The sequence below is a fragment of the Salinibacterium sp. ZJ70 genome (assembly GCF_011751865.2).
GTDB lineage: Bacteria > Actinomycetota > Actinomycetes > Actinomycetales > Microbacteriaceae > Homoserinibacter.
Map to the genome: position 1 here is coordinate 1208052 of NZ_CP061770.1, position 22221 is coordinate 1230272.

General features: G+C 68.9%; 25 protein-coding genes. 17 read left to right on the plus strand and 8 right to left on the minus strand.

All coding sequences use genetic code 11. The annotated features are described in order from the left end of the window. Positions 1–7 precede the first annotated feature (7 nt). Genes miaB through dapF form a run of 3 tightly spaced genes read left to right on the plus strand, consistent with a single transcriptional unit; the run spans position 8 to position 3320 of the window. Positions 8–1519 (plus strand): tRNA (N6-isopentenyl adenosine(37)-C2)-methylthiotransferase MiaB, encoded by a 1512-nt coding sequence (miaB, locus tag HCR12_RS05655; protein ID WP_166869130.1) that lies wholly within the window; start codon positions 8–10, stop codon positions 1517–1519. Further along, a complete protein-coding gene (gene miaA, locus HCR12_RS05660; protein ID WP_166869128.1) occupies positions 1516–2448 on the plus strand; it encodes a tRNA (adenosine(37)-N6)-dimethylallyltransferase MiaA in 933 nt (310 codons plus the stop codon). The genes miaB and miaA overlap by 4 nt, the downstream gene beginning before the upstream one ends. 2 nt (positions 2449–2450) lie before the next feature. Continuing rightward, positions 2451–3320, plus strand: coding sequence for a diaminopimelate epimerase (gene dapF / locus HCR12_RS05665; RefSeq protein WP_166869533.1), 870 nt, complete (start codon positions 2451–2453; stop codon positions 3318–3320). Between the two features lie 42 nt (positions 3321–3362). On the opposite strand, the gene HCR12_RS05670 is transcribed toward dapF, so the two are convergent. Further along, positions 3363–4016 (minus strand): class I SAM-dependent methyltransferase, encoded by a 654-nt coding sequence (locus tag HCR12_RS05670; protein ID WP_166869126.1) that lies wholly within the window; start codon positions 4014–4016, stop codon positions 3363–3365. Positions 4017–4059: 43 nt separating this feature from the next. On the opposite strand from HCR12_RS05670, the gene hflX reads away from it, so the two are divergent. Further along, positions 4060–5595 (plus strand): GTPase HflX, encoded by a 1536-nt coding sequence (gene hflX, locus HCR12_RS05675; protein WP_166869124.1) that lies wholly within the window; start codon positions 4060–4062, stop codon positions 5593–5595. Between the two features lie 54 nt (positions 5596–5649). On the opposite strand, the gene lexA is transcribed toward hflX, so the two are convergent. Then, complete coding sequence (lexA, locus tag HCR12_RS05680) at positions 5650–6324, minus strand: transcriptional repressor LexA (RefSeq protein WP_166869122.1); 675 nt, start codon at positions 6322–6324, stop codon at positions 5650–5652. A 280-nt stretch (positions 6325–6604) separates the two neighbouring features. Between lexA and HCR12_RS05685 the strand changes: the two genes are divergently transcribed. From HCR12_RS05685 to HCR12_RS05710, 6 genes are all read left to right on the plus strand, one after another. Further along, positions 6605–6949, plus strand: coding sequence for a LysM peptidoglycan-binding domain-containing protein (locus HCR12_RS05685; RefSeq protein WP_166869120.1), 345 nt, complete (start codon positions 6605–6607; stop codon positions 6947–6949). An 89-nt stretch (positions 6950–7038) separates the two neighbouring features. Beyond that, on the plus strand, positions 7039–8136 hold the full coding sequence (locus tag HCR12_RS05690) for a histidinol-phosphate transaminase (RefSeq protein ID WP_166869117.1): 1098 nt from the start codon (positions 7039–7041) through the stop codon (positions 8134–8136). A 9-nt stretch (positions 8137–8145) separates the two neighbouring features. Beyond that, positions 8146–8751, plus strand: a complete 606-nt coding sequence (gene hisB / locus HCR12_RS05695) for an imidazoleglycerol-phosphate dehydratase HisB (RefSeq protein ID WP_166869114.1) — start codon at positions 8146–8148, stop codon at positions 8749–8751. Positions 8752–8753: 2 nt separating this feature from the next. Then, the gene (gene hisH / locus HCR12_RS05700) at positions 8754–9386 is read left to right on the plus strand and encodes an imidazole glycerol phosphate synthase subunit HisH (RefSeq protein ID WP_166869112.1); all 633 of its coding nucleotides are present in this window, start codon (positions 8754–8756) and stop codon (positions 9384–9386) included. Between the two features lie 67 nt (positions 9387–9453). Then, entirely contained in the window at positions 9454–10203 is a 750-nt protein-coding gene (priA, locus tag HCR12_RS05705; protein ID WP_166869110.1) for a bifunctional 1-(5-phosphoribosyl)-5-((5-phosphoribosylamino)methylideneamino)imidazole-4-carboxamide isomerase/phosphoribosylanthranilate isomerase PriA, read from the plus strand. Continuing rightward, entirely contained in the window at positions 10203–10967 is a 765-nt protein-coding gene (locus HCR12_RS05710) for an SseB family protein (protein WP_166869108.1), read from the plus strand. Before priA ends, HCR12_RS05710 begins: the two co-directional genes overlap by 1 nt. Positions 10968–11040: 73 nt before the next feature. Here the strand turns inward: HCR12_RS05710 and HCR12_RS05715 are convergent, their stop codons facing one another. Further along, positions 11041–11403, minus strand: coding sequence for a DUF1844 domain-containing protein (locus HCR12_RS05715; RefSeq protein ID WP_370589336.1), 363 nt, complete (start codon positions 11401–11403; stop codon positions 11041–11043). A 216-nt stretch (positions 11404–11619) separates the two neighbouring features. Here HCR12_RS05715 and infC point away from each other — a divergent pair, with 216 nt between their 5' ends. From infC to HCR12_RS05735, 4 genes are all read left to right on the plus strand, one after another. Then, a complete protein-coding gene (gene infC / locus HCR12_RS05720) occupies positions 11620–12267 on the plus strand; it encodes a translation initiation factor IF-3 (protein WP_166869106.1) in 648 nt (215 codons plus the stop codon). Further along, complete coding sequence (gene rpmI, locus HCR12_RS05725; RefSeq protein WP_166869104.1) at positions 12267–12461, plus strand: 50S ribosomal protein L35; 195 nt, start codon at positions 12267–12269, stop codon at positions 12459–12461. The genes infC and rpmI overlap by 1 nt, the downstream gene beginning before the upstream one ends. Before the next feature lie 27 nt (positions 12462–12488). Beyond that, positions 12489–12875: a 50S ribosomal protein L20 gene (gene rplT, locus HCR12_RS05730; protein ID WP_166869101.1), complete on the plus strand. Its 387-nt coding sequence runs from the start codon at positions 12489–12491 to the stop codon at positions 12873–12875. An 88-nt stretch (positions 12876–12963) separates the two neighbouring features. Next, positions 12964–13758 carry a TrmH family RNA methyltransferase gene (locus HCR12_RS05735; RefSeq protein WP_166869099.1) on the plus strand — a complete coding sequence of 265 codons (795 nt, stop codon included), beginning with the start codon at positions 12964–12966 and terminating at the stop codon, positions 13756–13758. Positions 13759–13785: 27 nt separating this feature from the next. Here HCR12_RS05735 and HCR12_RS05740 read toward each other — a convergent pair whose 3' ends face one another. The 4 genes from HCR12_RS05740 to HCR12_RS05755 all read right to left on the minus strand — a co-directional run bounded on the left by HCR12_RS05740 (position 13786) and on the right by HCR12_RS05755 (position 17168). Then, the gene (locus tag HCR12_RS05740) at positions 13786–14697 is read right to left on the minus strand and encodes an amino acid ABC transporter permease (RefSeq protein ID WP_166869097.1); all 912 of its coding nucleotides are present in this window, start codon (positions 14695–14697) and stop codon (positions 13786–13788) included. Further along, a complete protein-coding gene (locus HCR12_RS05745) occupies positions 14694–15338 on the minus strand; it encodes an amino acid ABC transporter permease (protein ID WP_166869095.1) in 645 nt (214 codons plus the stop codon). The genes HCR12_RS05740 and HCR12_RS05745 overlap by 4 nt, the downstream gene beginning before the upstream one ends. Positions 15339–15415: 77 nt before the next feature. Further along, entirely contained in the window at positions 15416–16321 is a 906-nt protein-coding gene (locus tag HCR12_RS05750; RefSeq protein WP_166869094.1) for a glutamate ABC transporter substrate-binding protein, read from the minus strand. A 49-nt stretch (positions 16322–16370) separates the two neighbouring features. Next, positions 16371–17168, minus strand: a complete 798-nt coding sequence (locus HCR12_RS05755; RefSeq protein WP_166869092.1) for an amino acid ABC transporter ATP-binding protein — start codon at positions 17166–17168, stop codon at positions 16371–16373. 149 nt (positions 17169–17317) lie between these two features. Between HCR12_RS05755 and pheS the strand changes: the two genes are divergently transcribed. From pheS to HCR12_RS05770, 3 genes are all read left to right on the plus strand, one after another. After that, entirely contained in the window at positions 17318–18358 is a 1041-nt protein-coding gene (pheS, locus tag HCR12_RS05760; RefSeq protein ID WP_166869091.1) for a phenylalanine--tRNA ligase subunit alpha, read from the plus strand. Beyond that, positions 18358–20841, plus strand: coding sequence for a phenylalanine--tRNA ligase subunit beta (gene pheT / locus HCR12_RS05765; protein WP_166869090.1), 2484 nt, complete (start codon positions 18358–18360; stop codon positions 20839–20841). The genes pheS and pheT overlap by 1 nt, the downstream gene beginning before the upstream one ends. A gap of 91 nt (positions 20842–20932) precedes the next feature. Beyond that, complete coding sequence (locus tag HCR12_RS05770; RefSeq protein ID WP_166869089.1) at positions 20933–21370, plus strand: hypothetical protein; 438 nt, start codon at positions 20933–20935, stop codon at positions 21368–21370. 72 nt (positions 21371–21442) lie between these two features. Here HCR12_RS05770 and HCR12_RS05775 read toward each other — a convergent pair whose 3' ends face one another. Continuing rightward, on the minus strand, positions 21443–22012 hold the full coding sequence (locus tag HCR12_RS05775) for a DUF937 domain-containing protein (protein WP_166869088.1): 570 nt from the start codon (positions 22010–22012) through the stop codon (positions 21443–21445). Between the last annotated feature and the right edge of the window lie 209 nt (positions 22013–22221).

Sequence of the window (22221 nt, forward strand, 5' to 3'; positions counted from 1 at the left end):
CGGCACCATGACCCTGCTCGACGCCGGCCCCGAGAAGCGGGCCGAATCCGCTCCGCGCACCTACGAGGTGCGCACCTTCGGCTGCCAGATGAACGTGCACGACTCCGAGCGCCTCTCCGGATCGCTCGAAGCCGCCGGATACGTGCCCGCCACCGAGGGCGAGGCCGACATCGTCGTCATCAACACCTGCGCCGTGCGCGAGAACGCCGACAACAAGCTCTACGGCACCCTGGGTCACCTCGCGAAGTCCAAGCGCGACCACGAGGGCATGCAGATCGCCGTGGGCGGCTGCCTCGCGCAGAAGGACAAGAACGTCATTCTCGAGAAGGCGCCGTGGGTCGACGTCGTCTTCGGCACCCACAACATGGGTGCCCTCCCCACCCTCCTCGAGCGCGCACGCCACAACGGCGAAGCGCAGATGGAGATCCTCGAAGCGCTCGAAGTCTTCCCCTCGACGCTTCCCACCAAACGCGACAACACCTACTCCGGCTGGGTGTCGATCTCGGTCGGCTGCAACAACACCTGCACCTTCTGCATCGTGCCGTCCCTGCGCGGCAAGGAGAAGGACCGCCGCCCGGGCGACATCCTCGCCGAGATCCAGGCGCTCGTCGACGACGGCGCCATCGAGGTCACCCTCCTCGGTCAGAACGTCAACTCGTATGGTGTCGAGTTCGGCGACCGCCAGGCGTTCAGCAAGCTCCTGCGGGCCGCCGGGGAGATCGACGGCCTCGAGCGCATCCGGTTCACGAGCCCGCACCCCGCGGCGTTCACCGACGACGTCATCGACGCGATGGCTGAGACCCCCAACGTCATGCCGCAGCTGCACATGCCGCTGCAGTCCGGATCCGACCGCATCCTCAAAGCGATGCGCCGCTCGTACCGCTCCGAGCGGTTCCTCGGGATCCTCGATCGCGTGCGCGCGAAGATCCCGCACGCCGCCATCTCCACCGACATCATCGTCGGCTTCCCCGGCGAGACCGAAGAGGACTTCGCGGAGACGCTGCGCGTCGTCGAGCAGGCGCGCTTCGCGTCCGCGTTCACGTTCCAGTACTCCATCCGTCCCGGAACACCCGCCGCGACGATGTCCGACCAGGTGCCGAAGGAGGTCGTGCAGGAGCGCTACGAGCGTCTCGTCGCCCTCCAGGAGCGCGTCTCCGGCGAAGAGGCGCAGAAGCTCGTCGGGCGCCGTGTCGAGGTGCTGGTGGCCGCGACGGAGGGCCGTCGCGATGACGAGACCCACCGCATGTCGGGGCGCGCAGAAGACAACCGCCTCGTGCACTTCGATGTGCCGCCCGGCCCCGCGCCGCGTCCGGGCGACGTCGTGAGCGTCGTCGTCACGCGCGCGACACCCCACTTCGTCATCGCCTCCCCGGAGACCGACACGCTGCCGATCCGTCGCACGCGCGCCGGCGATGCCTGGGAGCGCGCCGAATCCGACTCGTGCGGCGCACCCGCGCCGAGCGCCTCGGGGGCCCGCGCGGTCAACATCGGCCTGCCGACCATCCGCCCGCTCGGGTGACGCCGCTCGTCGCGATCGTCGGTGCCACCGGCACCGGCAAGACCGCGCTGTCCCTCGATCTCGCGGAGCGGATCGCCGCAGCGGGCGCAGCGGCGGAGATCGTCAACGCCGACGCCATGCAGCTGTACCGCGGCATGGATATCGGCACCGCGAAACTGCCCGCCGACGAGCGCCGCGGCATCCCGCATCACCTGTTCGACGTGCTCGAACCGCACGAGGAAGCGAGCGTCGCCCGCTACCAGGTGGAGGCGCGTGCCGTCATCGACGACATCCTCGATCGCGGCGCGACGCCGATCCTCGTAGGCGGGAGCGGGCTCTACGTGTCGAGTGTCGTGCACGACTTCCGTTTTCCGGGCACCGATCCCGAGGTGCGCGCGCGGCTCGAGGCCGAGCTCGACGCGGTCGGGCCCGGCACGCTGCATCTGCGGCTGCGTGAGCTCGATCCGCAGGCGGCAGAGGCGATCGGGCCCCACAACGGCAGACGGATCGTGCGCGCGCTCGAAGTGATCGAGATCACCGGCGAGGCCTTCGGCTCGGGGCTTCCGGAGGAGGGCGCGACGTGGCGACCGACCGTCACGATCGGCGTGCGACTCGACCGTGATGCCCTCGTGCCGCGCCTCGACGCGCGCGTCGACGCGATGTGGCGCGACGGCCTCCTCGACGAGGTCGAGCGTCTCCGCCCCGCAGGTCTCGGCGTCACCGCGAGTCGCGCGATCGGCTACGCGCAGGCCCTCGCACAGCTCGACGGCGCGATGACCGAGACCGAGGCCATCACCGAGACGCAGATGCTCACGCGCAAGTACGCGCGGCGTCAGGTGTCGTGGTTCCGTCGCGGACGCGACACGGTGTGGATCGAGGCGGAAGACCCGGCCCGCGTCGATGCGGCGCACGGCGCCGTGCGCGCGGCCGAAGCTAGGCTTTCAGGGTGAGCATCGACATCGCCTTCACCAAGGGTCACGGCACCGGCAACGACTTCGTCCTGTTCTCGGACCCCGATGGCGAGGTCGAGCTCGACGCCCAGGATCTGGCGTTCCTCGCCGACCGCCACTTCGGCATCGGCGGCGATGGCGTCATCCGGGCCGTGCGCTCGGAGAGCATCGCCGAGGGCGCCGCGTCGCTCGCCGAGAACCCGGACGCCGAATGGTTCATGGACTACCGCAACGCCGACGGCAGCGCCGCGGAGATGTGCGGCAACGGCATCCGCGTCTACGGTGCCTACCTGCTCGCCCAGGGCCTCATCGATCTCGCCGTCGGTGAGACCATCGCGATCGGAACGCGCGCGGGCGTGAAGCATCTGACGCGCCTCGTCGAGGGCTTCGAGGTCGATCTCGGTCCGTTCATCGTCGCGGGCGAGGCCATGGTCGCCGCACGTCGCCTGCAGGTCGACCGCCCGGGCCTCGCCGTGGGCGTGGGCAACCCGCACGTCGTCGTCGCCCTCGCGGACGACGAGGAGCTCGAAGCCCTCGACCTCTCGGAGGCCCCCGTCCTGACCCCTGCACCCCCGGCGGGCGCGAACGTCGAGTTCGTGGTGCCCGCAGAGCCGCTCATCCAGGACGGTGTGGGCCGCATCCGGATGCGCGTGCACGAGCGCGGCAGCGGCGAGACGCTCTCGTGCGGCACGGGAGCCGCCGCCGCGGCCCTCGCGACGCGTTCGTGGGCGGGAACGGGTGCGCCCGACGCCTGGCGTGTGCAGGTGCCTGGGGGAGAGGTGGGCGTGCGCGTCGCCGACACCGCCGACGGCCTGCACGTGTTCCTCAGCGGCCCGGCAGACCTCGTCTACGAGGGATCCATCGCGCTCTGACGCGCGCAGGATCGCCTCCGCTCTGGCGGGACATCCGCCCGATCAGCTGCCGGAGATGACGTCGATCGGCTGTGTGAGGCCCGTGCCGGAATGGTGCCGCACGCGCAGCACACGGAAGCCCTTGCTCGTCGTCGCCCGCGCGACCGTGAAGTCGCTCGGCAGCTCGCCCTGCATCCATCTCTGCAGCGAGTCCGAGCCCAGGTGGCGCGCGACAACGAGCCAGGCATCCGAGCCGAGGTCGAGCCGCGGGAGCCAGTGGCTGAGCATCGAGTGCAGCTCGTTCTTGCCGACGCGGATGGGCGGGTTCGACCAGATCGTGCGGAACACGACGTCGTCCGGCACATCTTCGGGGCGCACAGCGCGGATGTTGTCGAGGCCGTGCGCTTCGGCGTTGCGGCGCACCATGTCGAGGGCGCGATCGTTGACGTCGACCGCCCACACGGTCGCGCGCGGCGACTCGAGGGCGAGCGTGAGCGAGATGGGACCCCAGCCGCAGCCGAGATCCAGGAAATCCCCTCCGGGCGGCGGTGCCGGCACGTTGCTGAGGAGCACCTGCGTGCCGATGTCGACGCGCTCCGGACTGAACATCCCGCCAGCCGTGGTGACCGTCAGATCACGGCCTGCGAGGCGCACATGGATGTTCCGCAGCACCGCGTCTCCGGAGGGAGTCTGCGAGAAATAGTGCTCGGGGGGCATGCTGGGAACTTACCCGAAACGAGTGACTAGGGTTAACGGGAACATGACTGACACCCCCGAAGATGTGACACGCGACCACGACGACGACGCCGCGGCCGACGACCTCGACCGCATCCTCGCCCGAGATGAGGTGCGCGCGGGCGTGCGCGTCTTCAGCGGACGAGCCGCAGCTCTCCAGGACGAGGCGACCGCCGACGGCGGCGATGTCGACGGTGAGCAGCTCGACCGCCAGGAGCGCGCGGCGCTCCGCCGTGTCGGTGGTCTCTCGACGGAGCTCGAGGACGTCACCGAGGTCGAGTACCGCCAGGTGCGTCTCGAGAACGTCGTGCTCATCGGCGTCTACTCGCACTCCGACAGCGTCGAGGATGCCGAGAACTCCCTGCGCGAGCTGGCTGCTCTCGCCGAGACCGCGGGAGCCGTCGTGCTCGACGGTCTGCTGCAGCGCCGCCCGTATCCGGACCCCGCCACCTACCTCGGGCGCGGCAAGGTGCAGGAGCTCGCTGCGGTCGTCACCTCCCTCGGCGCCGACACCGTCGTGGCCGACGCGGAGCTCTCGCCGAGCCAGCGTCGTGCGCTCGAAGACGCGGTGCGCGTGAAGGTCATCGACCGCACGGCCGTCATCCTCGACATCTTCAGCCAGCACGCCAAGTCCCGCGAAGGCAAGGCGCAGGTCGAACTCGCTCAGCTGCAGTATCTGCTGCCGCGTCTGCGCGGATGGGGTGAATCGATGTCCCGTCAGGCTGGTGGTCAGGTGGGCGCCGGAAACGGCATGGGCTCCCGCGGACCGGGTGAGACGAAGATCGAGCTCGACCGCCGCCGCATCCACACACGGATGTCGAAGCTCCGCCGCCAGATCAAGGGCTTCGCGCCCGCGCGTGAGGCGAAGCGCGCCAACCGCGACCGCTTCCAGGTGCCCGCGGTCGCGATCGCCGGCTACACCAACGCCGGGAAGTCGAGCCTCCTCAACCGCATCACCCGCGCCGGCGTCCTCGTCGAGAACACGCTGTTCGCGACCCTCGACCCGACGGTGCGCCGCAGTCGCACGCCCGACGGCCGCGTGTTCACGATTGCCGACACGGTCGGCTTCGTGCGCAACCTCCCGCACCAGCTCGTCGAGGCGTTCCGCTCGACGCTCGAGGAGGTCGCGTCGTCGGATCTCGTGCTCCACGTGGTCGACGGCTCGCATCCGGATCCTGCGGCGCAGATCGCGACCGTGCGCGACGTTCTCGGCGAGGCGGGTGCGCGCGAGGTGCCCGAGCTCATCGTGTTCACGAAGGCCGACCTGCTCGATGACGACCGCCGGATCGAGCTGCGCGGCCTCGAGGCCGACAGCATCTTCGTCTCGGCGCGCACGGGCGAGGGCATCGACGCGCTCATGGAGCAGATCGCCGTGCGACTGCCGACGCCCGACGTCGAGCTCGACATCCTCATCCCGTATGACCGCGGCGACCTCGTGACGCTCGCGCACGATCGGGCGCGCGTCATGGAGACCCATTACGAGGAGGGCGGCACGCGCATCCGCGTGCAGGCGAGCGCAGCCGTCGCGAACCAGCTCGAGAGCGCCGTCACGGGCGCGTAGGCGCGTTCGCGGGACCGACGCGGCACTGGGCCTCGGCGGAGGCCCGCTCGTGCCTCAGATGGAGCGCAGGACCGCGACGACCCTGCCGAGCACTTCGGCGTGGTCGCCGAGGATCGGTTCGAAGGCCGAGTTGCGCGGCAGCAGCCAGGTATGGCCGTCGCGCTGGCGGAACACCTTGACGGTGGCTTCGCCATCGAGCATCGCGGCGACGATGTCGCCGTTCTCGGCGTCGCGCTGCTCACGCACCACGACCCAGTCGCCGTCGCAGATCGCGGCGTCGATCATCGATTCGCCCGAGACCTTGAGCATGAAGAGGTCGCCCTTGCCGACGAGCTGGCGGGGGAGCGGGAAGATCTCCTCGACCTGCTGCTCGGCGGTGATCGGCACGCCGGCGGCGATGCGCCCCACGAGCGGCACCATGGCGGCGTCGCCCACCGGGGCGTTCGGCGCATCGTCGGACGCCGAGGGCACGTCGATGAGCACCTCGAGGGCACGGGGGCGATTGGGGTCGCGTCGCAGGTAGCCGGCGAGTTCGAGCTGGTTGAGCTGATGCGTGACGCTCGACAGAGAGGCGAGACCCACGGCGTCGCCGATCTCGCGCATGCTCGGCGGGTAGCCCTGCGATGACACGGCGCGCTGGATGACCTCCAGGATCGCCATCTGCTTCTCGCTGAGGCTCTTGCGACGCCGCGTTGCGCTGCGTTCCCCGGCGTACTCGCTGTCGCTCATCGGCGCTCTCCCACGGTCGGGGGATGCGATGTCGGTGGTCCGTGATCGGATGCATCCCGTAGATCGAAACTGTATCCGCTTCGGCGGTTGCGGGCAAACATCTGTTCGAGTGTGTCGCGGCATCAGCGCCGTGACGTCGCGGGACTCCTCGGGAAATCCAGTGAATCCACTTGAACATATGTTCGATCGAATGTATGTTCGGAACACAGCTTCGCATCCGCCCTCCCGGCCGAGGGCGGATGTGGAAGCTGTCCACTACTCCCGAGAGCAGGAGGCACCCATGAGCACCACCGCACTCGCATCCGCGACCACCGCGCCCCGTCTGCGTCTGACCCGCCGCGGTCGTATCGTCTTCGGCACGCTTCTCGCGGCACCGCTCGCGCTGGTCCTGACCATCTCCGCCTTCTCGTCAGCACCCGCGCAGGCGGGTTCGACGGCCTCCTCGGCCACCTTCGAGTACGTGACGGTGGCCTCCGGCGAGTCGCTGTGGGAGCTCGCGGAGTGGATCGCACCGGAGTCCGACCCGCGGGATGTCATCTCGGCGATCGTGTCGCTCAACCAGCTGGCCACGACCGACGTCCACCCGGGGCAGCGTCTCGCCGTTCCTGCCTCCTACTCGAGCTGACCCGCGGCGGCTCCGTCGTGCCCACCTCCTCGGACATTCGAGGCGGGCGCGAGGCATCCGCTCTCAGCGGCGGTCATTAGGATTTCCGAGTGACCGCACTCTCCGACCTCCCCATCCGCGACGACCTTCGAGGCCTCACGCCCTACGGCGCGCCCCAGAAGCACGTGCGCTACGCGCTCAATGTCAACGAGAACACGCACCCCATCCCGGAGCCCGTCGCGCGTCACATCGTCGAGTCGCTCGCGCAGGCCGTTCTCACGGCCAACCGGTACCCGGACCGCGAGTTCACCCAGCTCCGTGAGTCCCTCGCCCGTTACCTCGGGCACGGCATCACCGCTGAGCAGATCTGGGCGGCGAACGGCTCGAACGAGATCATCCAGCAGCTTCTGCAGGCCTTCGGTGGACCTGGGCGCAGCGTGCTCGGGTTCCCGCCCACGTATTCGATGCACTCGATCATCGCCGCAGGATCCGGCACCGAGTGGATCGCCGCCGAGCGCGACGCCGACTTCGAGATCAGCCCCGCGACCGTCGTCGCCGCGATCGAGCAGCACCAGCCCGATCTCGTCTTCCTGTGTGCGCCGAACAACCCCACGGGCACGGCGCTTCCGCTCGAGACGATCGAGGCCGCCTATGAGGCCACCGACGGCATTGTGTTCGTCGATGAGGCGTACGCCGAGTTCATGCCCAAAGACCACCCGAGCGCTCTGAGCCTGCTGCCTGGCCGTGAGCGCCTCGTCGTCTCGCGCACCATGAGCAAGGCCTTCGCCTTCGCGGGCGTGCGCGTCGGCTACCTCGCCGGAGACCCCGCGATCGCCGACGCCCTGCGTCTCGTCCGCCTCCCGTACCACCTGTCCGCGCTCACGCAGGCTGCCGCCGTCGCCGCCCTCGATCACGCCCCGGCGATGCTCGCCATGGTGGACGACATCGCTGCGCAGCGCGACCGCATCATCGCCGAGCTGCCCGCCCTCGGATACCGTGCGTGGCCGAGCGAATCCAACTTCGTGCTCTTCGATGGCGTCGCCGATCCGAAGGCCACCTTCGAGGCACTTCTCGAGCGCGACATCCTCATCCGGGATGTGGGCATCCCGAACTCGCTGCGCGTCACCGCTGGCACCCGGGAGGAGACCGATTTCTTCCTCGCGTCGCTCGCCGAGCTCGGCCCCGGTGGGGCCCGCGCGGATCAGTAGACTCGAACCATGACGACACACCGCACCGCGCGTCTCAGCCGCCAGACCAGCGAGTCGAGCATCGAGCTGACGCTCGACCTCGATGGCACCGGCGTATCCGACATCCAGACGACGGTGCCCTTCTTCGACCACCTCCTCACCGCGTTCGCGAAGCACTCGCTCGTCGACCTCACGGTGCGTGCCACAGGCGACACCGAGATCGACGTGCACCACACCGTCGAGGACACCGGCATCGTGCTCGGCCAGGCGATCAAGCAGGCGCTCGGCGACAAGTCGGGAATCGGCCGCTACGGCGACGCTCTGGTGCCGCTCGACGAGGCGCTCGTGCAGGCTGTCGTCGATGTCTCCGGACGTCCGTACCTCGTCCACACGGGAGAGCCTGCGGGCTTCGAGTTCCACCTCATCGGAGGTCACTTCACGGGATCGATGGTGCGCCACGTCTTCGAGGCGATCAGCTTCAACGGCGGGCTCACGGTGCACGTGAACGTCGTCGCGGGTCGCGACCCGCACCACATCGCCGAGGCCGAGTTCAAGGCGTTCGCGCGTGCGTTCCGTCAGGCGGTCGCGCGCGACGAGCGCGTGAGCGGCGTGCCCTCGACGAAGGGCGCCCTCTGAGCATGGCAGCCCCCTCTGTCGTCGTCCTCGACTACGGGGTCGGCAACGTCCACTCTGCCGTCAAGGCGCTCGAACTCGCCGGGGCGACCGTCGAGCTGACGGCTGATCGCGACCGCGTCGCCCAGGCTGACGGTCTCCTCGTTCCCGGCGTCGGCGCCTTCGCCGCGGTGATGTCCGCCCTCGATTCCGTGCGCGGGGGAGAGCTCATCGAGCGTCGCCTCGCGGGCGGACGCAAGGTCATGGGCATCTGCGTGGGCATGCAGGTCATGTTCGAGCGCGGTGTCGAGCGCGGCGTCGAGACCGACGGGCTCGGCGAGTGGCCGGGCACCGTCGAGCAGCTCGATGCGCCCGTCCTGCCGCACATGGGCTGGAACACCGTGGTCGCACCCGAGGAGTCGGCGCTGTTCGCGGGCATCCGCGACGAGCGCTTCTACTTCGTGCACTCGTTCGCCGCGAAGCAATGGTCGCTCGAAGCGTTCGGTGCGTTCCAGCCACCCCAGGTGACGTGGGCTCACCACGGCGAGGATTTCGTCGCCGCGGTGGAGAACGGGCCGCTCACGGCGACCCAGTTCCACCCCGAGAAGTCCGGCGCCGCCGGAATCCAGCTGCTGCGCAACTGGCTCTCCACGTTCTAGTCCCCGGCCCGCCTGGGCTACTATCTGAATCTTGTTTGCGGGGCCCCTCTCCGCGGAAAGCCATGAGATGACCGAGTTCAACACGTCCCCCGCCCTGACCCTCCTGCCGGCGGTCGACGTCGCCGATGGCAAGGCCGTCCGCCTCACCCAGGGCGAAGCCGGCACCGAGACGAGCTTCGGCGACCCGATCAGCGCGGCCCAGCAGTGGGCCGACCAGGGCGCCGAGTGGATCCACCTCGTCGACCTCGACGCGGCGTTCGGCCGTGGCAACAACCACGCCATCATCAAGAAGGTCATCAAGAACACCCCCCGCAAGGTCAACATCGAGCTGTCGGGCGGCATCCGCGACGACGCGAGCCTCGAAGCCGCCCTCGCCACCGGTGCGAAGCGCATCAACCTCGGCACCGCCGCCCTCGAGAACCCCGAGTGGGCAGCTCACGTCATCGCGGAGTACGGCGACGCCGTCGCGGTGGGCCTCGACGTGCGCGGCACGACGCTCGCCGGTCGCGGTTGGACGAAGGAAGGCGGCGACCTCTGGACGGTGCTCGCGCGCCTCGAAGAAGCCGGATGCGCCCGCTACGTCGTCACCGACGTCACCAAGGACGGCACCTTGCAGGGTCCGAACCTCGACCTGCTGCGTGAGGTCATGAGCCGCACCCCGAAGCCCGTCATCGCCTCCGGTGGTGTCGCGACGCTCGACGACATCGCGGCGCTGCGTACGCTCGTGCCGCTCGGCCTCGAGGGCGCGATCGTGGGCAAGGCGCTCTACGCGGGTGCCTTCAGCCTCGCCGAGGCGATCGACGTCGCGAGCGACTGATGTCCGACCGCCACGCCGACAGCGCGGGGATCCCGTTCACCGGCAGGCAGTTCCAGCCGAACCCGTCGGCGGGCGATGACGGCTCCGCTCCCGCGAAGCTCATCGAAGCCATCCGAGGGTTCCACGCCGGAGAGCTCGGCGTCGCCGATGTGATCCAGGCGCTGCACCACGAGCGTCTCCTCGTGCCGCTCATCGCGGAGGCGGGAGACGTGGGGATCGGCCCGTACGGCCAGAAGGTCGACAAGACCCAGGAGCTGTCGGTCGTCACCGTCGCCGGCCCCGACGGTCGCGCGGTGCTGCCGGCGTTCACATCGGTCGACGCGATGCAGCGTTGGAGGCCCGAGGCGCGTCCCGTGCCGATCCAGGCGCCGAAGGTCGCCCTGGGCGCAGGGGGCGAGGGAACGCCGCTCATCATCCTCGATCCCGGATCCGAGACCCAGTTCGTGGTGCGGCGCCCTGCCTTCCGTGCGCTTGCGACAGGCGAGCCCTGGACGCCGGCGTTCGATGACGTCGAGGTCGCTTCGGCGTTCGGTGCGGCAGTCGCCGAAGAGCCTGCCGTGCAGGCGGTCGGCATCGCGCCCGGAGACCCGCAGGCGCGCCTGACGGGTGCGGAGGTGCTCGTCGTGCTGCGCGTGCAGCCCGGCATGGCCGACGCCGACCGTGCGGCGCTCCTCGAGCGCGTGCAGACCCGCTGGGCTTCCGACGAGCTCATCGCAGAACGCGTCGACTCCGTCGCCGTCCGCATCGCCGCCGACGACGCCTAGCCACTATCTGAGGTGTCAGTTTGTGCCGCTTGGAGGTCTCCTCGAGCGGCACAAACTGACACCTCAGGTCAGGTCAGCTGACGGGGCCGGTCCACTTCTCGCCGGGGCCCTTGCCGTGCTCGTCGGGGAAGGTCGACGCCTCGCGGAACGCGAGCTGCAGACTGCGCAGACCGTCGCGCAGCGGACGTGCGTGGTTGTCGCCGAGTCCGGGAGCCGCTGCGACCACGAGGCCCGCGAGGGCGTCGATGAGCTTGCGTGCCTCGTCGAGGTCGGTCTGCGTCTCGGGGTCGTCGGCGAGACCGAGCTTGACGGCGGCCGCGCTCAGGAGGTGAACAGCGACGGTATTGATGACCTCGACCGCGGGGACGTCCGCGATGTCGCGGATCTCGTCGGCGACGTCAGGGGACTCGGGGTTCGACACGGACTCTGCGTTCACGGGTTTCCTCTGCTATTCTGATGCGGGCTCCGGGGCCATATCCCCGGAAACGCAAGTGGAGAGATCCCACCCGCTGACCGCCTCTCAAGGTTATCGGGTTCGAGTTGGTAGCCGAGATCCCCGGATCCCGGTGGCGCACTCCGCCAGCCGCATGGCTGGTTGCACGGGTGCGAATGCTGTCTCTGTTTCCTTCCACGTGCGTGAACACACCGCCGTATGAAGGAGACCCGCATCAGCGATCCCAGAACCAACGACCGAATCCGCGTCCCCGAGGTCCGCCTCGTGGGGCCTGCTGGAGAGCAGGTCGGCGTCGTCCGCATCGAGGACGCCCTGCGTCTCGCGCAGGAGGCTGACCTGGATCTGGTCGAGGTGGCGCCCGACTCCAAGCCGCCCGTTGTCAAGATCATGGACTACGGGAAGTTCAAGTACGAACAGGCTCAGAAGCTCAAGGAAGCTCGGCGCAATCAGGCGAACACGATCCTCAAGGAGGTCCGTTTCCGCCTGAAGATCGACAAGCACGACTACGAGACCAAGATGAAGCGCGCGATCGGCTTCCTCGATGAGGGCGACAAGGTCAAGGCCATGATCCTGTTCCGCGGTCGCGAGCAGTCGCGTCCCGAGCAGGGTGTGCGTCTGCTTCAGAAGTTCGCCGAGGACGTCGCCGACTACGGCACGGTCGAGTCGAGCCCGACCATCGACGGTCGCAACATGGTCATGATCATCGGCCCTCACAAGAGCAAGGTCGATGCGAAGGCCGAACAGAACGCCAAGCGCGCCGCTGCCAAGGCGCGCCCCCAGAACCCGGCTGATCCTGACGGATCCGCCGAAACCGCGGCAACTGCCGACGAGACAGAGGAAAAGTAATGCCCAAGCAGAAGACGCACTCCGGTGCGAAGAAGCGCTTCAAGCTCACCGGTTCCGGCAAGGTCAAGAAGCAGGGCGCCGGTATGCGCCACAACCTTGAGGTCAAGTCGTCGCGCGTGACCCGTCGTCTCAACAAGGACGTCGTCCTGGCTCCGCAGGACGCCAAGGTCATCAAGAAGCTCCTGGGCAAGTAAGCGCCCGGTACACAGAAGGACTGAGAAATGGCACGTGTAAAGAGGGCGGTCAACGCCGCCAAGAAGCGCCGCACTACGCTCGAGCGCGCACAGGGATACCGCGGACAGCGTTCGCGCCTGTACCGCAAGGCCAAGGAGCAGGTCACCCACTCGCTCGTCTACGCCTACCGCGACCGTCACGCGAAGAAGGGCGAGTTCCGTCGCCTGTGGATCCAGCGCATCAACGCCGCTGCCCGCGCGAACGACATCACCTACAACCGCCTCATCCAGGGCCTCGGCCTCGCGGGCATCGAGGTCGACCGCCGCATCCTCGCTGACCTCGCGGTCAACGAGCCCGCGACCTTCGCCGGTCTCGTGAAGGCGGCCAAGGCCGCGCTTCCGAAGGACGTCAACGCTCCCAAGAGCGCCGCGTAAGCCTTCGCACCCGTCACGACGGCGCGTCTTCCCTTCGGGGAGGGCGCGCCGTCGTCGTTCGTCCAGCTGTCGAGCCTACGATCGCAGTGTGATCGACAATCCCCGCTCTCCCCGTGTTCGCGCCGTGGCGAAGCTCGCCAAGCGCGCGGCGCGCGCCGAGACGGGACTCTTCCTCGTGGAGGGGCCGCAGGCGCTGCGCGAGGCCCTGATGTTCCAGCCGGATCTGCTCGTCGAGGTGTTCGCCGTCGCCGGCGTCTTCGACCGGCATCCGGACCTGGGCCGTGAGCTCGCGAAGGCGGGCCTCGAAGCACAGCTCGTCTCGGACCAGGTGCTCGACGCCATGGCCGACACCGTCACCCCGCAGGGTGTCGTGGCCGTGTGCCGTCAGTTCCCGGTGACGCTCAAGGACCTGCTCGCGGGGGAGCCGAAGCTCGTCGCGATCCTCGAGGAGGTGCGCGATCCGGGCAATGCAGGCACGATCCTGCGTGCAGCGGATGCCGCGGGCGCCGACGGCGTGATCTTCACCGGCAACAGCGTGGACGCGTACAACCCGAAGGTGGTGCGCTCGACGACCGGATCGATCTTCCACCTGCCGCTCGCGCAGGGGTCGACGCTCGAGAACGCGATTCACCATGTGACGCAGGCAGGGCTGCAGGTGCTCGCCGCCGATATCTCCGGCGACGACCTCCCTGAGCTGCGGGATTCGCTCAGCGCGCCGACGGCATGGCTCTTCGGCAACGAGGCGCACGGCCTCTCGGGGGAGCAGCTGGCGTTCGCCGATCACGCGGTGCGGGTGCCGATCTACGGTCACGCGGAGTCGATGAATCTCGCGACCGCCGCGTCGGTGTGCCTCTACGAGAGCGCGTTCGCCCAGCGCGCCTGAGCGCGATCACCCGTGCTGCCCAGCGACTCAGCGGCGCGAGGGCTTGCTGGGGTCGTATCCGGTGTTCTGCGTCGCGATGAGCTGCGTCTGCGTGATGTCGTGCGTCGCGACGTCTGCGCGAGTGACGTTCGGCGGGATCTTCGGCGAGCGACGGGTGCGCTTCTCGAGCCACCGTGCGAACCACGACAGCAGCAGACACATGGCGATGTAGATCGAGCCGATGACGATGATCGACGGGATGATCGGGCGACCCGACTGCCCCATGAGGAGCTTGGCGTAGTACAGCAGCTCGGGGTAGGTGATGATGAATCCGAGCGCGGTGTCCTTCAGGGTGACGACGAGCTGGGCGACGATCACGGGCAGCATCGCCCGCACCGCCTGGGGCAGCAGCACGAGGCGCATGACCCCGCTCTTGCGCAGCCCGACCGCGTACGCCGCCTCCCTCTGGCCGCGGGGGAGCGACTCGACGCCCGCTCGCAGGGCTTCCGCGAGCACGGAGCCGTTGTAGACCACGAGCGCGATCACGACAGCCCAGTACGGCGGCATCCGCACTCCGACGTACGGCAGGCCGTAGAACAGCAGCATCATGAAGACCAGCACCGGGACGGCTCGGAAGATCTCGGTGATCCAGGCCACCGGCACGCGCACCGCGGCGTGATCCGAGAGCCGTCCGATGGCGAGGATGAACCCCAGGATGAGACTGCCGACCGCGGCGGCGCCGAAGGCTGCGAGGGTGGCGCCGAGCGCTGTGGCGATGCCCTCCCATACCGAGGCGAAGCTGAACACGTACCATTTCGCCGCGCTGAACTGCCCAGTGCTCGCGAAGCGGTACACGGTGAACGCGAGAAGGCCGAGGATCACGAGGATCGTGATCGCGCCGATGATGCGGTTGCGCAGGATCGCCCGAGGGCCGGGGACGTCGTACAGGACGGAAGTCATCGGGCGATCCTCCACGCGTTCTCGAGTCGTCGCTGCACGAAGCTGAGGATCAGCACGAGCACGACGAAGATGACAGCGACCCACAGCAGCACGATGAGGGCGTTCTCGCCGCGCTCACTCAGGTAGGCGCGCACGGAGCCGAGTTCGAGCACGGAGAAGCCGGCGGCGACGGTGGTGTTCTTGAGGAGCGCGATGAAGACGCTCATCATCGGCGGAACGACCGAGCGGACCGCCTGGGGGAGGATGACGAGCGTCATCACCTGTCCGAAGGTGAGGCCGATGGCGCGCGCCGCCTCCGCCTGCCCCACGGGGACGGTGTTGACGCCCGCCCGCACGACCTCCGCCACATAGGTGGCGGTGTAGATGCCGAGCGCCCAGATCGCGAGCACCGTGTAGCCGGGGCTCGGGAGCAGCTGGGGATAGCCGAACGCGAACGCGAAGAAGACGAGGGTGAGGGGGGTGTTGCGGATGAGGTTGACGTAGACGGTTCCGAATCCCCGCGCGATCGGCACGGGGGACACCCGCATCGCCCCGACGATGAGTCCGAGCACGAGCGCGATGCCGCCGCCCGCGAAGAACAGCAGCAGGGTGTTGCGCAACGCCACAGCCCACAGATCGATGTGGTCGAAGATGACGCCCACGTGGCCTCCGTCTTGTCGGGCTCGGGCGGGACCGTGGTTGGGGCCCCGCCCGAGCACTCAGTCGTCAGGTGACGGGATCAGTACCGGTCGACGTCCGGCTGGTCCACCTTGGCGCCGGAGTCGCCGAGATTGCGCTCGAAGATCTCCTCCCAGACCGTGCCGCCGTCTTCGAAGAGATCGTTGATGTGTGCACGCATCACGTCATCGCCCTTCGCGATGCCGACGCCGTAGCGCTCCTCGGTGAAGGGCTCGCCCACGACCTTGACCTCGTCCGGGTACAGCGCCGCGTATCCGATGAGGATCGCCTGGTCGGTGGTCACCGCATCCACGTCGCCGTTGATGAGCGCCTCGACGCATGCCGAGTAGAGGTCGAACTCCTCTGTCGGCACCTCGGGATAGTTCTCGCGGATGTTCTGGATCGGGGTCGATCCGGTCGCCGAGCACACCGTGGTGTCGGCGTTCAGATCCGCTTCGCTCGTGATGGTGTCGTCATCCGAACGGACGAGGAGACCCTGGCCGGTCACGAAGTACGGACCGGCGAAGTCGATCTGCTCCTTGCGCTTGTCGGTGATCGAGTAGGTGCCGACGTAGTAGTCGATGTCGCCGTTCACGAGTGCCTGCTCGCGGTTGGCGGAGGCGATCGCCTTGAACTCGATGTCGTCCTCGTCGTAGCCGAGCGATGCGGCGATCCAGCGGGCGATGTCGATGTCGAAGCCGGTGCGCTCGTTGGTGGTCACGTCGAGGTAGCCCAGGTTCGGCTGATCCTCCTTGACGCCGATGATCACTTTGCCGCGGTCCTTGATCGCGTCGAAGGTGGGCGAGCCGTCGAGCTCCACGTTGGTCGCGACCTCCCACGGGACGCCGTCGATGTCGCTTCCGGTGGTGCCGCCGGGGTTCGACGGGCTGCCGCTGCTGCAGGCCGAGAGCAGCAGAGCAGCTGCGGCTGCGACGCTCGCTCCTGTCAGAATTCGCGTGTGCCTCATGGGGATTCTCCTCATTCTCTTGGGGTGCCCGTGTGCCTTGTGGGCTCGGTCAGTGGGTGATGAGCTTCGAGAGGAAGTCTTTGGCGCGTTCGCTCTTCGGATTCGTGAAGAACTCGCTGGGCGTCGCCTCTTCGACGATGCGTCCGTCGGACATGAAGATGACGCGGTCGGCGGCTTTGCGCGCGAACCCCATCTCATGGGTGACGACGATCATCGTCATGCCCTCCTTGGCGAGGGCGACCATGACGTCGAGGACTTCGTTGATCATCTCGGGGTCGAGCGCGCTCGTCGGCTCGTCGAAGAGCATGACCTTCGGTTTCATGGCGAGTGCGCGGGCGATCGCGACGCGCTGCTGCTGACCTCCGGAGAGCTGTGCGGGGAGCTTCGACGCCTGCTGCTCGACGCCGACGCGCTCGAGCAGTGCCCGTGCCTCGCGTTCGGCGTCGTCCTTCTTCATGCCGCGGACCTTGATGGGGCCGAGAGTGACGTTGTCGAGCACGGTGAGATGCGCGAACAGGTTGAACGACTGGAACACCATGCCCACGTCCGAGCGGAGCTCCGCGAGGGCCTTGCCCTCCGCCGGGAGCTCGCGGCCGTCGATGGTGATGCTGCCGCTCGTGATCGTCTCGAGTCGGTTGATGGTGCGGCACAGCGTCGACTTGCCGGATCCGGACGGCCCGATGACGACGACGACCTCGCCCTTGTGGACGGTGAGCTCGATGTCGGCCAGCGCCTGGAAGTCTCCGTAGTGCTTCTGCACACCGGTGAGGACGACGAGCGGGGTTCCTCGGGCCGCGTCGACGCCCGCGGGGAGCGGGTCGGCGGCGCCCTGTGCATCCGTTGCCATAGGTAGAACCCTACGTATATCCCTCGGATGAGGGTAGACGGGGTGTGCAGAGTCATCGAATCGTGATGTGTCCGCGAGCGAGCGCGGCACCGCTGGGGGCCGTGCGGCTGGCGGATGAGGGTCTCCGTGCGGAGATAGACTCGTTCTTTGTGTCGACCCCCACTGCTATCACCGAGAGCGCGGTCTCCGAGGCCGTCGCCGCGGCGCTCGCCGCGATCGGCGAGGCGAGCGATTCGGCGGCCCTCAAGGCCGCCCGCTCGGCCCACGCCGGCGAGGCTTCGCCGCTCGCCCATCTGAACTCCCTCATCCGCGATCTGCCCGGCGACCAGAAGGCCGCAGCGGGCAAGCTCGTCGGGCAGGCGCGCGCGCAGGTCGCGCAGGCGGTCGCGGCCGCCGAGGAGCGGGTCCTGGTGGCGGAGGAGCAGCAGCGCCTCGTCGACGAGACGATCGACGTGACCGCCCTCGCCTCGCGCTGGACGGCGGGCGCGCGGCATCCGCTGTCGGTGCTCATGGACGAGATGGCCGACATCTTCGTCGGCATGGGCTGGGAGGTCGCGGAGGGCCCCGAGCTCGAGCACGAGTGGTTCAACTTCGACGCCCTCAACACGGACCCCGACCACCCTGCCCGCAGCGAGCAGGACACCTTCTTCGTCGAGCCGGCGGAGCGTCACCTCGTGATGCGCACCCAGACCTCGCCCGTGCAGATCCGTTCGCTCCTCGGACGCGAGCTGCCGGTGTATGTCGTGGCCCCCGGCAAGGTCTTCCGCAAGGACGAGCTCGACGCCACCCACACGCCCGTCTTCCACCAGATGGAGGGCATCGCGATCGACAAGGGCCTCACGATGGCTCACCTGCGCGGCACGCTCGAGCACCTCGCTCGCGCGATGTTCGGCGAGGGTGCGCAGATCCGTCTGCGTCCGAACTTCTTCCCCTTCACCGAGCCGAGCGCCGAGATGGATGTCTGGCAGCCGAACGCCAAGGGCGGCGCGCGCTGGGTCGAGTGGGGCGGCTGCGGCATGGTCAACCCGAACGTTCTGCGTTCGGCCGGCATCGATCCGGACGTCTACCAGGGCTTCGCCTTCGGCATGGGAATCGAGCGGACCCTGCAGTTCCGCAACAGCATGAACGACATGCGCGACATGGTCGAGGGCGATGTGCGCTTCTCGCAGCAGTTCGGGATGGTGGTGTGATGCGCGTCCCGATGAGCTGGCTGGGCGAGTGGGTCGATCTTCCGGAGGCGGTGACGCTCGAGCACCTGCATGAGGCGCTCGTGAAGGTGGGCTTCGAGGAGGAGGACACCCACGGGGTGGCCCTCACGGGCCCCATCGTCGTCGGCAAGGTGCTCTCGATCGAGCCCGAGCCCCAGGCGAACGGCAAGACGATCAACTGGTGCCAGGTGGATGTCGGCGAGCCCGAGCCCCGCGGCATCGTGTGCGGCGCGCACAACTTCGTCGTCGGCGACAAGGTCGTCGTGACGCTTCCGGGCGCCGTGCTCCCCGGTCCGTTCCCGATCGCGGCGCGCAAGACGTACGGCCACGTGTCGGACGGCATGATCGCCTCCGCGCGCGAGCTCGGCATGGGCGACGAGCACAGCGGCATCATCCGCCTCGAGGAGCTCGGGCTCGACCCCGAGGTCGGCACCGACGCGATCGCGCTGCTCGGCCTGGACGACGCCGCTGTCGAGATCAATGTGACGCCCGACCGCGGCTACGCGTTCTCGATCCGCGGTGTCGCGCGCGAGTATTCGCACTCGACCGGTGCGGCGTTCCGCGACCCGGCCGACACGATCGAGGTCACGCCCGCATCCGGCTACCCGCTGACGATCACCGACGATGCGCCGATCCGCGGCAACGCGGGATGCTCGGTCTTCGCGGTGCGCGTTGTGCGGGGCATCGACCCGAGCCGCCCGACGCCCCCGTGGATGGCGTCGCGTCTGCGTCTTGCGGGGATCCGCTCGATCTCGCTCGCGGTCGACATCTCGAACTACGTGATGCTCGAGCTCGGTGTGCCGAACCACAGCTACGACCTCGCGAAGGTCGATGCCGGCGGGCTCATCGTGCGCCGCGCGGTGCCGGGCGAGCAGCTGGAGACCCTCGACGGCAAGGTGCGCACCCTCGACCCCGAGGACATGGTGGTCGCTGATGCGCAGCGTCCGCTCGGCCTCGGTGGCGTCATGGGCGGCGCGTACAGCGAGCTGAGCGACACGACGAGCGATGTGCTCGTCGAGGCGGCGATCTGGGACCGGATCTCTGTCGCCCGTTCGGTGCGCAGGCACAAGCTCCCGAGCGAGGCCGCCAAGCGCAACGAGCGCGGCGTCGACCCTCAGCTCGCCGAGAAGGCCGTCACGCGTGTGGCGCAGCTTCTCGTGGAGCTCGCCGGCGGCACGATCGATGAGCTCGGAACCCTCTACGATGCGTCGCAGCCGCTCGCGGCGGTGCGCATGCGCGCGAGCCGTCCTGCCGAGGTCATGGGCGTCGACTATTCCCGCGAGGAGGTCGTCGGCACGCTCGAGCAGATCGGCGCGACCGTCGAGACGGATGGCGACGAGCTCGTCGTGACGCCGCCGAGCTGGCGCCCCGACCTCGTCGACGACGTCTCGCTCATCGAGGAGGTCGCGCGCATCACCGGCTACGCGCGCATCCCCGCGGAGCTGCCCATCGCGCCCGCGGGCCGCGGGCTCACGCGCGAGCAGCAGGCCAGGCGTCGCGTCGCTCAGACGCTCGCCGCCGCAGGATCCACCGAGGTGCTCGCGTACCCGTTCGTGTCGGATGCCACGGCTGAGCTGTGGGAGCCGGGCGCGCCGTCGGTGCGACTCGCGAACGCGCTCGATGCGCACGTGTCGCTGCTGCGCCGCACGCTGCTGCCGGGTCTCATCGAGATCGCGCACCGCAACGTCTCACGCGGGCTCACCGATCTCGCGCTGTTCGAGGTCGGACGCGTCTACCAGCCGTCGACTGACGCTGCCGCGGGAACGGACTTCCTCCCGCTCGGCGGCGCGCGTCCCACCGACGAGATGCTCGCCGAGCTCGATGCGAGCCTTCCCGCGCAGCCGCGTCACGCCGCAGGGCTCTTCCTCGGCGACCGGGTGGCGAAGCAGCCCGGTGTCGCGCCGGTCGCGTCGGGTCTCGCCGATGCGCTCGACGCGGTTCGCCAGGTGGGTCTCGCCCTCGGTCTCACGATCGATGTCGCGCAGGGTGCGCACCCCGCGCTGCACCCCGGCCGCACCGCCGAGCTGCGCGTCGGCGACCGTGTCGTCGGCGTCGCGGGCGAGCTGCTGCCCTCGGTTGCCGCCGAGGCGGACCTGCCGCGCGTCGTCGCGGTGTACGAGCTCGACCTCGATCTGCTCATCGAGCTCGCGGATGGCGAGCGTCACGCGACGCCGATCCGCAGCCTCCCCGCGGCCACCCAGGATCTCTCGCTCGTGGTGAGCGCCGAGGTGCCCGCGGCCGACGTCCAGGCGGCGATCGCCGAGGGTGCGGGGGAGCTGCTCGAGAGCATCCGCCTCGTCGACGACTACCGCGGTCAGGGTGTCGAGCCTGGCACGAAGTCGCTGACCTTCGCGCTGCGCTTCCGCGCCGCCGAGCGCACGCTCACCGCGGCCGAGGCGACGGAGGCGAAGCTCGCGGGCCTCGCCGTAGCCGCCGAGCGCTTCACGGCGACGCTGCGCGAGTAGTCACTCCACACGCGAGAAGGGCCGGCCGCTGTCGAGCGACCGGCCCTTCTCGTTGGGTGGTGGCTGCGTGCGCGCGCCTCGCGTCGAAGGCATGGACTCCCGCCGCACTCTCCCGCTGGTCGCCGCGCCGCTCGCCCTCACGCTCGCACTGTGCGCGTGCACCGTCGCCGAGACGGTCTGCCTCTTCCCCGCGTACAGCTCATGGGGTGAGGTCGTCGAGTCGGCCGATCTGGTCGTGGTCGGCACGGTCATCTCGGTCGCCGCCGTCATCGCCGGCGACGCGCGCCAGGGCGAGCAGATCGAGGTGTCGATGCCGGGTACGAAGAGCGCACCCGCAGCGGGCATCCGCCCCCTGGGGGAGATCGACGCGAACGCCCTGGTGCTCGCGCTCGCGGCGTTCCCCGGGCGCCCCTGCTCGCCGCTCACTCCCACGCAGGCTGTGTTCGGGATCGGTGACGATGGCACCGTGCTCGAGCCGAACGGCGATGCCGGCTTCCTGCCATCTGACCTCAACTGGCTCGAAGGCTGACGTCGGCTCGCCAGGCATGACGAAGGGCCCGCCGCAGACGGCGAGCCCTTCGGTGCATCGAAGATGGAGCGGTTACTTCTTGCCGCCGCCGAGCAGTCCGCCGAGTCCGCCGAGCAGGTCGCCGAGGTCGAGCCCGCCACTCGACGAGGACGTCGACGACGAGCCACCACCGAGCACCGAGCCGAGCAGATCGCCGAGCCCGCCGAGGGGGTTGTCGTCAGCCTTCTTGGCTGCGCCCTGGTCGCTGCCCCCGAAGAACCGGTTCGCGAGCCACGCGAGCACGATGGGCGCGACGATCGGGAGGATCTTCTCGATGATGTCGCTCGTGACATCCGACTTCGCCGAGCTGCCGGCGAGCTTCGCCGCGACCTTGTCGGTGTTGTCGCCGAACACGTTCTTCACGATCTTCGAGCCGTCAGCGGTGTCGACATCGTCGACCGACGCGATCTTGTCGTCGCTGTGCTTGGCGAGCGCCTTCGTGAGCGAGGCCTCGCCGCCCTTGTCAGCGTTCGCCTTCATGCCTCCGACGAGGCCGGGGATGATCTGGGCGACGGCGTCTTCGGCGACGCTCGTGTCGATGCCGAGCTTCTTCGCAATATCGGCGACGGGAATCTGCTTCAGAAGATCGTCGTAGTCGGCCATGGTGGTCCTTCCGTACGGGTAACGTGCGCTCACTTTATCGCGCAGTCACGGCCCCGAAATGCGGCGATTCGGCCCGCGGATTCGGGCATCCGGGTCTGATAGCCTCGGAGCATGAGTCAGCGGGTCACGGTCGAGAGCGTTCAGCTCCGTCGTGCTCGCCGCGTGCGCCGAATCTCGGCGACGCCGCGCAGCTGACTCGATCAGTGTTT

Coding starts and splice junctions, on each gene's coding strand:
- miaB (WP_166869130.1), top strand. CDS start 8: ATGACCCTGCTCGACGCCGGCCCCGAGAAGCGGGCCGAATCCGCTCCG.
- HCR12_RS05670 (WP_166869126.1), bottom strand. CDS start 4,016: ATGCCCCCCGAGCACTATTTCTCGCAGACTCCCTCCGGAGACGCGGTG.
- hflX (WP_166869124.1), top strand. CDS start 4,060: ATGACTGACACCCCCGAAGATGTGACACGCGACCACGACGACGACGCC.
- lexA (WP_166869122.1), bottom strand. CDS start 6,324: ATGAGCGACAGCGAGTACGCCGGGGAACGCAGCGCAACGCGGCGTCGC.
- HCR12_RS05685 (WP_166869120.1), top strand. CDS start 6,605: ATGAGCACCACCGCACTCGCATCCGCGACCACCGCGCCCCGTCTGCGT.
- hisB (WP_166869114.1), top strand. CDS start 8,146: ATGACGACACACCGCACCGCGCGTCTCAGCCGCCAGACCAGCGAGTCG.
- hisH (WP_166869112.1), top strand. CDS start 8,754: ATGGCAGCCCCCTCTGTCGTCGTCCTCGACTACGGGGTCGGCAACGTC.
- priA (WP_166869110.1), top strand. CDS start 9,454: ATGACCGAGTTCAACACGTCCCCCGCCCTGACCCTCCTGCCGGCGGTC.
- HCR12_RS05710 (WP_166869108.1), top strand. CDS start 10,203: ATGTCCGACCGCCACGCCGACAGCGCGGGGATCCCGTTCACCGGCAGG.
- infC (WP_166869106.1), top strand. CDS start 11,620: ATGAAGGAGACCCGCATCAGCGATCCCAGAACCAACGACCGAATCCGC.
- rpmI (WP_166869104.1), top strand. CDS start 12,267: ATGCCCAAGCAGAAGACGCACTCCGGTGCGAAGAAGCGCTTCAAGCTC.
- rplT (WP_166869101.1), top strand. CDS start 12,489: ATGGCACGTGTAAAGAGGGCGGTCAACGCCGCCAAGAAGCGCCGCACT.
- HCR12_RS05740 (WP_166869097.1), bottom strand. CDS start 14,697: ATGACTTCCGTCCTGTACGACGTCCCCGGCCCTCGGGCGATCCTGCGC.
- HCR12_RS05750 (WP_166869094.1), bottom strand. CDS start 16,321: ATGAGGCACACGCGAATTCTGACAGGAGCGAGCGTCGCAGCCGCAGCT.
- HCR12_RS05755 (WP_166869092.1), bottom strand. CDS start 17,168: ATGGCAACGGATGCACAGGGCGCCGCCGACCCGCTCCCCGCGGGCGTC.
- pheT (WP_166869090.1), top strand. CDS start 18,358: ATGCGCGTCCCGATGAGCTGGCTGGGCGAGTGGGTCGATCTTCCGGAG.
- HCR12_RS05770 (WP_166869089.1), top strand. CDS start 20,933: ATGGACTCCCGCCGCACTCTCCCGCTGGTCGCCGCGCCGCTCGCCCTC.
- HCR12_RS05775 (WP_166869088.1), bottom strand. CDS start 22,012: ATGGCCGACTACGACGATCTTCTGAAGCAGATTCCCGTCGCCGATATT.